The sequence below is a fragment of the uncultured Catenibacterium sp. genome (assembly GCF_900540665.1).
Lineage (GTDB): Bacteria > Bacillota_I > Bacilli_A > Erysipelotrichales > Coprobacillaceae > Catenibacterium.
Genome location: NZ_UQGV01000073.1, coordinates 1 through 11,999, shown reverse-complemented (window position 1 = coordinate 11,999; position 11,999 = coordinate 1). Strand labels below are relative to the sequence as shown.

At 34.7% G+C, this 11,999-nt stretch carries 12 protein-coding genes and 1 pseudogene; 4 read left to right on the top strand and 9 right to left on the bottom strand.

The window, feature by feature from the left end; all coding sequences use genetic code 11:
• Positions 1-202: 202 nt before the first annotated feature.
• The 9 genes from QZQ55_RS09155 to QZQ55_RS09115 all read right to left on the bottom strand — a co-directional run bounded on the left by QZQ55_RS09155 (position 203) and on the right by QZQ55_RS09115 (position 9,161).
• On the bottom strand, positions 203-583 hold the full coding sequence (locus tag QZQ55_RS09155) for a YxeA family protein (protein WP_295092641.1): 381 nt from the start codon (positions 581-583) through the stop codon (positions 203-205).
• A 389-nt stretch (positions 584-972) separates the two neighbouring features.
• Positions 973-1,344 (bottom strand): ATP-binding cassette domain-containing protein, encoded by a 372-nt coding sequence (locus tag QZQ55_RS09150; RefSeq protein WP_295092639.1) that lies wholly within the window; start codon positions 1,342-1,344, stop codon positions 973-975.
• A 4-nt stretch (positions 1,345-1,348) separates the two neighbouring features.
• Positions 1,349-1,591, bottom strand: a complete 243-nt coding sequence (locus QZQ55_RS09145; protein ID WP_295092637.1) for an ATP-binding cassette domain-containing protein — start codon at positions 1,589-1,591, stop codon at positions 1,349-1,351.
• A gap of 140 nt (positions 1,592-1,731) precedes the next feature.
• Positions 1,732-3,843: a heavy metal translocating P-type ATPase gene (locus tag QZQ55_RS09140; RefSeq protein ID WP_295092635.1), complete on the bottom strand. Its 2,112-nt coding sequence runs from the start codon at positions 3,841-3,843 to the stop codon at positions 1,732-1,734.
• Between the two features lie 36 nt (positions 3,844-3,879).
• Entirely contained in the window at positions 3,880-4,107 is a 228-nt protein-coding gene (locus QZQ55_RS09135; protein ID WP_295092633.1) for a DUF6110 family protein, read from the bottom strand.
• A gap of 76 nt (positions 4,108-4,183) precedes the next feature.
• Positions 4,184-5,038: an EamA family transporter gene (locus QZQ55_RS09130; RefSeq protein WP_295092629.1), complete on the bottom strand. Its 855-nt coding sequence runs from the start codon at positions 5,036-5,038 to the stop codon at positions 4,184-4,186.
• A 48-nt stretch (positions 5,039-5,086) separates the two neighbouring features.
• Positions 5,087-7,060, bottom strand: coding sequence for a transketolase (gene tkt, locus QZQ55_RS09125; RefSeq protein ID WP_295092626.1), 1,974 nt, complete (start codon positions 7,058-7,060; stop codon positions 5,087-5,089).
• Between the two features lie 70 nt (positions 7,061-7,130).
• Positions 7,131-8,318 (bottom strand): M20 family metallopeptidase, encoded by a 1,188-nt coding sequence (locus QZQ55_RS09120; protein WP_295092623.1) that lies wholly within the window; start codon positions 8,316-8,318, stop codon positions 7,131-7,133.
• A gap of 9 nt (positions 8,319-8,327) precedes the next feature.
• Complete coding sequence (locus QZQ55_RS09115) at positions 8,328-9,161, bottom strand: MurR/RpiR family transcriptional regulator (protein WP_295092620.1); 834 nt, start codon at positions 9,159-9,161, stop codon at positions 8,328-8,330.
• A gap of 346 nt (positions 9,162-9,507) precedes the next feature.
• Here QZQ55_RS09115 and QZQ55_RS09110 point away from each other — a divergent pair.
• The 4 genes and pseudogenes from QZQ55_RS09110 to QZQ55_RS09095 all read left to right on the top strand — a co-directional run.
• Positions 9,508-9,879 (top strand): annotated as a pseudogene (locus tag QZQ55_RS09110) (adenylate cyclase); the annotation flags it as partial.
• Between the two features lie 282 nt (positions 9,880-10,161).
• Positions 10,162-10,311 (top strand): hypothetical protein, encoded by a 150-nt coding sequence (locus QZQ55_RS09105; protein ID WP_295092615.1) that lies wholly within the window; start codon positions 10,162-10,164, stop codon positions 10,309-10,311.
• A 120-nt stretch (positions 10,312-10,431) separates the two neighbouring features.
• Positions 10,432-10,644 carry a transposase gene (locus QZQ55_RS09100; protein ID WP_295092612.1) on the top strand — a complete coding sequence of 71 codons (213 nt, stop codon included), beginning with the start codon at positions 10,432-10,434 and terminating at the stop codon, positions 10,642-10,644.
• On the top strand, positions 10,634-11,999 hold a 1,366-nt coding region (locus QZQ55_RS09095; protein WP_295092609.1), incomplete at its 3' end, for a hypothetical protein. The genes QZQ55_RS09100 and QZQ55_RS09095, both read left to right, overlap by 11 nt.

Below are 11,999 nucleotides of genomic sequence, written 5' to 3'. Positions count from 1 at the left end.
GAAAACCTACATTCTTATATTGTCCTAAACCTACATTTTTATATTGACTTTTGCATCTTTAGAATTAATATATTTCTTAAGAGCTTTAACTATTAATATGAAGAGATAAACAGCTGAACAAAATAAGGAAATCATAAATACCATATACATGATGGCAATAATATAACTAATCACTTCATAGTTCATATCTCTCTCCTTTCATCTATTTTGTTCCATAACTCTTGATTTGATTTAAAGCACGTTGTGGAACTTTCGATTCAGATATAATCCTTTGGTTGATGACTATCTTCTTCTTTGTTTTTAACTTGATGTAAGTTCCTGGACAATAAGAGTCTGCATAAATAAATGTTACACGTGTTGACTCTCCTAATGCATTATAACAAACAAGAACATATTCTTTACCAATGGGTTGTTTATGGCCAAAATCATCGATAAGCCATGATTCTCTATTCACATCAACACGAGGAATCTGTGTATAGTAGCAGTCAGATAAAGTATGGTCAGTACTGTAATATCTGTTTACTGCAATTGTTACTATACTGATTAAAATGATAAATACAAACAATATGACCTTCTTTTTCATATTCACCCTTCTATTCTCCTTTTTGTTGAATAATGCAATAAAAAATAGACTTCCATGATCATGCAGGAAGATATTGGTTACTATGTCAAAAGGATCATGAAAGTCTTTATAAGATTCAGTTGGGGTTATAGTTTAAGCAGGATGTCACAGAAGACTATGTTGACTACAAAATGAAAGCTTCACTACATTTGAAAGAATTATCCGGTTATTTATTCTTCTGTATATTCTAGGAAATTGAGAGTATCCATATTAAATGATTTAATCCTATTATGAGTGGAAAGAAGTCGAGAAATGTATATCTCTGGATTAAATAGCATAAAAAAATTGAATGATGTAATAATAACCCCAGAATCTTATTGGCATACTTATTCATGATTCAATCAAGGAATTCACTCCTTGATTTCTTTGATTGTTCCATATTCTATGATGCAATGGTGCGTGACAAGTCCTTTTAAGTGGTTGATACAATGACTAGAGAGCAGTATCGTAATACCTTCTTTATTGAGTGCAAGAAGAAGCTGTCTAATAGAAGCTATTTCGTTAGTATTGAGATCTTCCATAGGTTCATCAAGTAGGAGAATAGCTGGATGTCCTAAGAGGGCTTTCGCAATCGCAAGACGACATTTCATTTCGTGTGAGAAGTTGCGATAAAGTAACTGTTGGTCCTGCAAGCCCACGAGAGATAGGACATGTTCAACTTCTTTTTTGTCATAAATACCTTTTTTTAGACAGTGATAGTAAAAGTTCTTAGATGCATTCAAATGATTAAAGAAGTGGCTGTTGACAGCGTAGCCTATTCTTTCTATTACGTCTCAAATACTTTTCTTGAGTACTTTCTAGAATACTCACTTGTCCTTGATCATAGTAGGTTTTACCAAGAATGATTTTAAATAGAGTTGTTGCCTGTTTCCCCACTATGCCATATATTTCTCCATACTTCACCGTGATGCTGATATCGTTTAATAAGGGATATCTATTAGATATATGATCTAATGAGATTGCGTCCATTTTTTCAACTCCTTTTCATGAATAGTGCCTCTACAAGTGTAGTGCGAAAAGACAGTTTCCTCCACCAACTATCATGTAAACTTGAGTTGACATTTGTAGTTTTCCTCGGAAATAAAAAAGCCCCAGAACGGGGCTGTACATCAATTTTCTAATAATGATGTAGAAGATGATATCGCAAATATAAATGTTGAACCATTATGAATAAGTGATGTTGTACTTGCAGGTAAGACACCAAACATACCTAATAATATTAATCCAGTATTTAAAGTGACTATTCTTGTATAGTTACGCTTGATTCTTTTCATTAATAGTTTTGATAATTGTTTAAATACGACAATTTCTTCTAATGATGAAGAAGTAAGTGTCACATCCGCAAGTTCTCTCGCAATATCTGAACTATCCTGTAAAGAGATAGAGACATCCGCACAAGATAAGGCTGGAGTATCATTGACACCATCACCAACCATCACAACTTTATGTCCTTCATCTCTTAATTTTTTGACATAGTTTGCTTTATCTTCAGGTAATACACCTGCTAAGTAACCATCAATATTAAGTTCTTCCGCAATATGCTTAGCTGCATTCTCACTATCACCTGTCAACATAATGATATTCTTAAAACCACTACTTCTTAGATTCATAATAGTTTCTTTTGCTTCTGGTTTAAGTGGATCATAAATAGAAATAATACCTGCGAGTTCTCCTCCTATTGCGAGGAATATCAAAGAACTGGCACCTTCACTTTGTAAGTTATTGATGAGTGTTTCTATTTCTTCTGTTTTAGTAATATGTTCATCTTCAAATACAAAATGATCACTACCGATAATAGCACGCTGATCACGATAAATAGTCGCAATACCATGCGCAATAATATACTTCACTTCAGCATGTTCTTCTTCATGATGTAATTGTTCGAGTGATGCCTGTTTTACTATCGCATTTGCTACACTATGTGGGAAATGTTCCTCTAGACAAGCTGCAATACGTAATACTTCATCACGTGTATAGTTTCCTATTGGTGTAACCTTCTGTACAAATGGCTGCGCATTTGTAAGGGTACCTGTTTTATCAAAGACAATTGTATCTGCCTGATCCATTGCTTCTAGGTATTTACCACCCTTAACCATAACAGAATGGCGTCCTGCTTCCTGCATTGCACTAATAATAGAAATAGATGTAGAAAGCTTAATTGCACATGAATAATCTACAAGTAATACAGAAGAAGCACGTGTAAGATTTCTTGTCGCAAGAAGTAATCCAAAGAAAGCCACAAAACTATAAGGTACAATCGCATCAGCTAAATGTTCAGCACCAGATTGGATACCAGCTTTAAGTGATTCGTTTGTATCAATCATATCTACAATCTTATTAATACGGCTTTCTAATTGTAGATTTCTTACCTTAATATAAATCTTACCTTCTTCTACAACAGTACCTGCAAAAACAGAACTTCCTTGTTTTACCATCTTACTTAATGGTTCACCAGTAAAGCTTGATTCATTGATCATGGCTTCACCATTTACTACTTCACCATCTACTGGAACCATAGAACCTGTCTGTACAATCACAATATCTTCTTTCTGTAAATGAGTTGTAGAAATCTGTTTTTCTTTTTCTTCCTCTAGTATCCATACTTTATCAATATTGACAGACAATGTTTCTTTGAGCTGTAATGATGTTGTTTTCTTTGTATAGTCTTCAAGTAATGAAGAGATATTCAGTAAGAACATGATATTACGTGCTGTACCCCATTGTCCTGATAATAATGAAACAGAAATACTTGTCGCATCTAATACTGGTACATCAATACGTTTATGTACAAGAGAATCAAGTCCTTCTTTTACATACTGGATTGTATGATAAATGGTTAATATGTTTCTTATTGGTAATGGTAGAAACCATTTAGAGGCATATCTTCTTACGATAATACCAGTGAATTTTCCAATGTATTGATCGTTGATATCACGGTGATCTATAAGATATTTGTTTTCTTTAATGAGTTTTTCATAGAGTGTGTCATCAAAGTGAGGGATATCTAAAGAGTTGATTTTATCAATCAAAGCATCTCTTTGATCAACACTGTAAGTGAACAAAATAGAACCTGTTCTTTCATTGACATCGGCTGATTCAACCATATCCCATTTACATAATGCGAAATGTAAGGCTAGTGCTTTATTTCTAGAAAAGCGATAACGGCCATAACGTATTCTCATACGTCCTGGTATGTCATGTACTATACGATACTCTAACATTCTCTTATCACCTAAAAAATAGGAAATGACTATTCCCTATTTTGCTTCTTTCTTGCTTTTTGCTTCAGCATAGATATCTTTTGCGTCTTCTACAATTGTATCATATGTTGCAAGTGCGTCATCTTTAATCTGCATACCAGCCGCAACGGATTTAACTGCTGCATTTCTTGCACAGTCACTCTTTACAAACTTACTACCTGCAACTGTAGCGGCTACACCACCTACAAATGACCATAATAATTTGTTTTTGAATAATTCTTTCATATTCTTTTCCTCCTATTGTTAGTTATAACTAACACTGTAATAATAACACTTGTGAGAAGGTTTGTGAATAGAAAAGTTAGATAAGCATAACTAAAGTGCCAGCTACAATCATTATTAAACCAAGTAATGCTTTCTTAGAGAGTTTCTCATGAAAAATAAGATAAGAGAATAATACAGTAAAGAGAATACTGAGCTTATCTATAGGAGTGACTAGACTTGCTGGTCCACTTTGCAGGGCATGGTAGAAGCATAACCATGAACCGCCTGTTGCAAGTCCTGATAAAGCGATATAGAGATATTCTTTCTTTGGAATATTCTTCATATTCATTTCACTATGTGTCAGAAAGACTACAATCCAGCTCATAATAAGAACTACACTTGTACGAATTGCGGTTCCTAGATTACTTTCAATATTACTAATACCAATCTTACCTAGGATAGTTGTAAAGCTCGCAAAGGCAACAGAAAGTACTGCATAAAGTAACCAGGTATGACTTGTCTGTTTAGTAACCTTCTTCTTTTCTACCATTAAATATGTACCTGTTGTAAGAATAATCATACCTATGATCTTATATACTGTAACGCTTTCCTTGAAGAATAGAAATGAAAGAATAATAGTCAATACGACACTTGTTTTATCTATAGCCGTTACCTTATTAATATTCCCTAACTGTAATGCCTTGAAGTAACATAGCCAGCTCGCTCCAGTTGATATTCCAGAAAGAATTAAGAATAGAAATGTCTTATGCGTAATAGTATGAATTGTAGAGAATGATCCTACGATTCCTACCATGATCCATGAGAAGATGAGTACGACAATGGTACGTAATGCAGTTGCTAAGTGAGAGTTTGTATGTTCAATGCCACATTTCGCAAGCACTGCAGTTAAACCTGCAAAAAAGGCAGAACCAAATGCATAAAGAATCCACATAAAAAAGCCTCCTTATAATACTATTATAGGAGGCTAAAACAAATTTGTTTAGAATTCTTTAATAGCTTTGATGACATCTTCTACAGTCAAATGGAATTCCTTGAATAAGTCTGCTGGCTTACCTGAAGCACCAAATGTATCCATAGTGACATATTTGCCCTTGAATCCTGCAAATTCACCCCAAGATAAACGGCTTCCAGCTTCTACAATAATTCTATTTTCTACACATGATGGTAGAATAGATTCCTTGTATTCTTCTGACTGTTCTCTGAATAATTCCTGACAAGGCATAGAAACGATTCTGATATTTAAGTTAGGGTCTTTTAATTGTTCTTTAGCTTTAACTGCTAAGTCTACTTCTGAACCTGATGCAATGATGATGATATCTGGCTTACTCATACAATCATCGATGATATAACCACCTCTTAAGGCACCTCTGTTACTTCCTACCATCTTAGGTAAATCCTGTCTAGAAAGGATGAGAGATGTAGGTGTTTCTTTTGAACTCATTGCAACATACCAGCCTGCTTTTGTTTCAAATTCATCACATGGTCTAAATACATACATATTAGGCATAGCACGAAGCATAGTTAACTGTTCTACTGGTTCATGTGTTGGTCCATCTTCCCCTACACCAATACTATCATGAGTAAATACATAAGTAAGTGGAAGCTTCATTAATGAAGACAAACGAGCCATAGGTTTTACATAGTCACTAAATACAAAGAATGTAGCCACATATGCCTTTAATCCACCATATAACATTAAACCATTGCCTACTGCAGCCATAGCCTGTTCTCTTACACCAAAGTGGATATTACGTCCACCATAGTTATCTGCACTGAATTCACCTTCACCATTTAAGACTGTCTTATTAGAAGGTCCTAAGTCAGCTGAACCACCAATGAAATTAGGGGCAAAGTTCTTAATAAGGTTCATTGTTTCACCACTTGCAGCACGAGTTGCAATATTGTGATGCTTATTAGCCCAGAATAATGGGTTATCCTTGAAGATTCTTGCAAAGTCAGGGTTAAAATACTGTTCCCATACAATCTTCATTTCTGGATATTCTTCAAAGTATTTATCCTGCATAGAAGTCCAAGCATCATATAAATCATCTACACGTTTCTGCGTTGATGCAAGATAGTCATATACATCTTCTGGTACATAGAATTCTTCCTGTGGAAGACCAAGTTTTTCTTTAAGTGCCTTGATGTTATTCACGCCTAATGGTGCACCATGAGTGCTTTCTGAACCTTCGTTTGGACTATCTTTACCGATAGTTGTCTTAATTTCAATAAACTTAGGTTTACCTTTAATGGTCTTTGCTTTTTCCAATGCAGCAAGTACTTCATCTAAGTTATCTCCATCTTCTACAGTTAATGTTTCAAAACCAAATGCCTTTACTCTGTCTGATACATTTTCTGTAAATGTGATGTTTGTGTTACCTTCGATAGAAATGTTGTTTGAATCATATAAGATGATGAGCTTTTCTAACTTAAGTGTACCGGCAAGTGATAATGCTTCTGAAGAAATACCTTCCATCATACATCCATCACCAGCTAATGCATAAACATAATGATCAAATAGATCATAACCTGGTTTATTAAATACAGTGGCTAAATGAGCCTGACCCATTGCCATACCAACAGCCATGCCTAAGCCCTGTCCTAGTGGACCTGTAGTGGCATCTACACCTACTGTATGTCCATATTCTGGATGTCCCGGTGTAAGTGACCCTAACTGTCTAAACTGCATTAAATCATCCATAGTTAAGCCATAACCATATAGATGTAATAAGCTATAAAGCATGCTTGAACCATGTCCTGCTGATAAAATAAAACGGTCTCTATTTACCCATTCAGGATGTTTTGCATCATGATTTAATACCTGTGACCATAATACATGAGTGAATCCAGCAGCCCCTAAAGGAAGTCCTGGATGTCCTGAATTTGCTTTCTGAATCATATCTGCACAAAGTGCTTTAATCGTATATACTGTTTTTTGATCAATCTTGTTCATTTTCGTTTATTTTCTCCCATTCATCATTGTTAAATATTATACCTTTTCTCTTTTTGTGAATGCAAGATATTTAATACTTCACATTCCAATTCATTGCAGCATTATATAAGAAATACAGGCCATACATTAAGCAGCCTTCATCAAAGATAGTGGCTTTGTTATGAAGACCATAAATATAACCATCCTGTTTACATCCTGCGGCAAGAGTAACAAAGAGTGAAGGTACATTGGCAGTAATATGGCCAAAGTCTTCTGAGATAGTAAGAGGAAGTTCTAACTTCTTGATATAACCACCAAATACATCTTTTTCTACATCCATAATAGATTTAAGTAATGCAGGATCATTATAGACACTTGGTGCCTGCTGTAAAATTGTGATCCCTGCCTGGGCATGATACATAGAAGCAATACTTTGAACTAATTCATTCACTCTACCCATAATATATTCCTGATCATCTGGACGATAACTTCTCAATGAACATTTCATATAAGCTTTTTCTGGAATAATGTTATGGGCTTTACCTGCATTCATAATACCAATTGTAAGTACATCATCATGACTCATGCTGATTTCTTTAGGAATGATTTCCTGTAATTGCTGATAGATATGAATCGCAACACGCAAAGCATCAATACCTTTTTCTGGCATAGAACCATGTGAACTCTTACCTGTAATATTGATTTCAAAGATTGTAGAAGCGGTTGTCATTGCTTTACGAATCGTACGGATTGTCCCTGTCTTATCTTCTGTTGCCGGCATGACATGTAAGCCTACTGCCGCATCAACACGAGGATACTTTAATACCCCATCTTCAATCATCATCTTACATCCTACGAGTCCTTCTTCATGGGGCTGGAAGACAATCTTGATCTGCCCTTTTAGTTTCTTTTCATTCTGTTTCAAAAGTTTGGCACACATCAACATCATAGAAGCATGCATATCATGTCCACAGGCATGCATTGCCCCATTAATAGACTTAAAAGGAAGATTTGTATGTTCCACAAGTGGTAAAGCATCCATATCGCTTCTTAATAATAGAATCTTCTTATCATGGGGACCTACAAGTATTTCAATACTGCCTCCGGGATTCACAATAATATTTTCATACCCATACATCTCTAACATCTTTACAATATATTCCTGTGTCTGAGGAAGAGGATGACCTACTTCTGGATGTTCATGAAAATGTCTTCTTAATCGTATTAATTCCTGTTCAATATCCTTGTTGTTTGATATCCATTTTTCTATCTTTTCCATAACTTACACCTACTTTTTCATTTCTTGAATAATACGTCTTGTATTAATAATCTTTTGTGCATATTCTTCTTTATTACGTTTTACTAATCCATAGTAAAGAAGATCAACGACAATAAGTGAAGAATAACGAGAACTCATCGCTCCAATACGTAATGGCTGTTCCTGTGAAGGAATAGTTAATACATAATCTACTAACTTACCAAGCTTATTATAAGCAGACTGTGTAATTGCGACAGATGGGATGTTCATTTCCTTTGCCCATTTAGCAGCAGTGACTATACCTTTTGTTTCTCCACTATAAGAAACAAAGACAGCTAAGTCTTCCTGTGTCATAGCAGGTACAAAAGTCATCTGTAGATGTATATCAGGGTAATAGCTAGAAGTCTTCCCTATCCTCATAAGCTTATGTCTAAAATCATCACAGACAATAGCTGAACCACCTATACCAAATAAATAAACATGTTTCGCTTGTTCTAAAGCTTTCACAACATCTTCTAGTGTAGAAGCACTAAGAAGCTGATATGTTTTATCAATAGTCACAATCTGAGAATGATGTGCTTTATTCATAAGTGTAGCCATATCTTCTTCTGGGTTTAATAAGTTATCTACTTCTGGTATTTGTTCTACTAGATCTTTCGCAAGTTCAATCTTTAGTTGTGGAAAACCTGTATAACCAAGCTTTTTCGCAAATCTTACAACTGCCGCAGAAGACGAATGTGTCTTTTCTCCTAGTCTCATAGCAGAATCATCAAGAATATGTTCTAGATGTTCTATGATATATTGTGCTATTTCTTTTTCTGTTTCTGTAAGGCTTGCTTCTTTAATACGTGTAATACAACTCATAAAAACCTCTTTCTCATATATGAGTACGCATATATGTTTTTATTAGTCTTTCCTTATACAAAAGTATACCATGTTTTTCTTTTACATCGCATTTTTTATGTCATTTTATATGAATTACATGTATTTTTAATAATATTTTATCATTTTAAAAGAATTTTCATTATTACTTAAATATTCATTTTATCATGAATATAAGGTACTTTTTTTCGATTATTCCGATAATTATAAGTGATAAATTACAGTTACCGTGATAACATTTTATTGACATGAGTGTTTTCTATTCGTATAATGCAGTCATACCAGAAAGGTAAAAAGAAAACATAAACATGATAAAGGGGGAGTGCTTATGGCAAAGGTTTTAACTGAAGTTTTTGGTATATGGTATTTAATTGGTGCCGCGTTTGTATTCTTTATGCAGGCAGGCTTCGCAATGGTTGAGGCAGGGTTCACCCGTGCTAAGAACGCCGGAAATATCATCATGAAGAACTTAATGGATTTCTGTTTAGGAACTGTCGCTTTTCTTATTGTAGGTTATAGCTTCTTATGTGGGAGTGATGTAGCTAACGGATTTATTGGATGGGTTTGTTTTGGAAATGGTCCATTAACTAACTTTGCATCAACTGATTGGTCTAGCTTCGTATTCAACTTAGTATTCTGTGCAACTGCAGCAACTATCGTATCTGGAGCCATGGCAGAAAGAACTAAATTCTTAAGTTATAAATTTGTGGCGAAAAACCCACACGCTTGCGTGTGGGATGAAAGCCACATTTCACTTGATAAATACTTAGAAAAATGATATATAATCTATGTATATTAAAGTATAGAAAGTAAAAAAATCATTAGTAAAAGTAACCATGATATAAACACACATACAACAAAACAACCATCACTCTAATCAGAAAAATCCTAATAATACTGCACATATAACGAACAATAATAACCATACAGAACAGTGCAATCCTAATAATTCAGCATATCATTCAAGTTGTGGATAAAAGTAATGGCACGAACTAAAAGTAACAATGTACAAATAAATATTTCCATTCCTGCTGGATGGAAAACAGAACTTGAAAACCCTGCACGTATCTATTCTGTTGGAGAAGGAGAGAGTATCATATTTCTTGACTTGCTTCGTATTGAAAATATCTGATACAGTATCACATCATCAGATATTCTAAATTCATATTTCTGGTATTAAAAGGTAATGTATAGGAAATATTGAAACAGATATTACAGAAAAATCTATTACCACATTAAGGCTCTTGTTGTGATGCTTGACCATATACATGTCTTTGTAGATGTACCACAAACTGCTGCTTCCTGTGATTTTGTAAGAACTTTTAAAGATATAAGTGCTATTGAACTATTCAAGGCATTTCCACAATTAATACAATTCTATGCAAGATGCGGTATTTTATGGTCTAGAGGATATTTTGTATCTACAGTAATCAAGTATATTAAGGAGCAGAAAAATGATAACTGATAAAGAACATAAAAGACATCTTAAACAATTTCATAAGCTTTCTGACAGGCATATCCTGGCTGTAGAAACCGATATGTCTTATCCTGATGCACTTAAAGTAGTGGCTCTTTCTGATAAGATACGCAAAGCTGGGAATGAGCTTGTAGGTCTTATGAGAAAGAATTATAACCAGCTTATGCGTACAAAGAGATATCGTAAATTGCTCTTTCTTTATGGTAATTCTAAAGATAAGGTTAAACGAAAAACTTATGCCAAACAACTTAATGAAATGCAGAAAGCTTATAATATTACATGGGAATACTGCAGAACGTCCATGATTCCAATAGGCAAGAAATATGGTGTAGACGCTGTATTTGCGCTGACTAAAGCCGAAGATATATGGCATGGTATCGAAAAATGCTTGTATGGTAATGGCAATACCATTCATTTCTCAAAATATGGAGAACTGCCTTGTATTCGTGCAAAGCAGATGAATCGTGGCATACCTATATCTGTCACAGATAATAAGCTGCAGTTCAAACTTGGCAGGATGGTATTTGGAATACAGGTAAATGATAGATTCCAACAGGATGAAGTAGACGCCGTTTTATCATATCTTGCCGAATCTGAGATTTTGGATGACAAGGCTGTCAACACTCTTATTCAAGATGGCTTCTGCATAGATACATACAGACCCTGCTATGCTACACTTGTTCCCAGGATGATAAGAGGTAAATACAGAGTATATCTGCATCTTACTATCGAGGGTAAAGCAAAACCTAAATATGATAAGCATGGCAATCCAAGACATAAGTTCGGCAAAGGCATGATCGGTGCTGATATTGGTACACAGACTGTTGCGTATACATCCGATACTGAGGTAGGCTTGAAAAACCTTTCAGAGCGTGGCAACAGTATTCAGACTTCTGAGAGAAAAGAACGTCTGCTTTATCGTGCTATGGACAGGTCAAGACGAGCAACTAATCCGCAGAATTATAATGAAGATGGTACAATTAAAAAAGGTCGCAAGACTTGGAGATATTCTAATCATTATAAGAAGTTAAAAGAAAAACATTCTGAATTATGCCGTATTAATGCGATAAATAGACAGCTTGCTATAAACGAAGACGCTAATTATTTAAGGAGTCTTGGTGATGTATTTATAACAGAAGCTAAAAATGCAGGTAAGCTTATGAAAAGAGCCAAGGAAACTACTGTCAATAGCAAGGGCAGGTTTAATAAGAAAAAACGTTTTGGCAAGTCTATTAAGAATAGATGTCCTTCTGGTTTTCAGACTGCTGTAGAAGAAAAATTCAATACTACAGGTGGTACATATATAGAAGTGCCTAATGATTATAGAGCATCACAATATGACC

Bases quoted from the DNA above. Each gene is read 5' to 3' on its own strand.
- QZQ55_RS09155 (WP_295092641.1), bottom strand. From the start codon at position 583: ATGAAAAAGAAGGTCATATTGTTTGTATTTATCATTTTAATCAGTATA.
- QZQ55_RS09145 (WP_295092637.1), bottom strand. From the start codon at position 1,591: ATGGACGCAATCTCATTAGATCATATATCTAATAGATATCCCTTATTA.
- QZQ55_RS09140 (WP_295092635.1), bottom strand. From the start codon at position 3,843: ATGTTAGAGTATCGTATAGTACATGACATACCAGGACGTATGAGAATA.
- QZQ55_RS09135 (WP_295092633.1), bottom strand. From the start codon at position 4,107: ATGAAAGAATTATTCAAAAACAAATTATTATGGTCATTTGTAGGTGGT.
- QZQ55_RS09130 (WP_295092629.1), bottom strand. From the start codon at position 5,038: ATGTGGATTCTTTATGCATTTGGTTCTGCCTTTTTTGCAGGTTTAACT.
- tkt (WP_295092626.1), bottom strand. From the start codon at position 7,060: ATGAACAAGATTGATCAAAAAACAGTATATACGATTAAAGCACTTTGT.
- QZQ55_RS09120 (WP_295092623.1), bottom strand. From the start codon at position 8,318: ATGGAAAAGATAGAAAAATGGATATCAAACAACAAGGATATTGAACAG.
- QZQ55_RS09115 (WP_295092620.1), bottom strand. From the start codon at position 9,161: ATGAGTTGTATTACACGTATTAAAGAAGCAAGCCTTACAGAAACAGAA.
- QZQ55_RS09105 (WP_295092615.1), top strand. From the start codon at position 10,162: ATGGCACGAACTAAAAGTAACAATGTACAAATAAATATTTCCATTCCT.
- QZQ55_RS09100 (WP_295092612.1), top strand. From the start codon at position 10,432: ATGCTTGACCATATACATGTCTTTGTAGATGTACCACAAACTGCTGCT.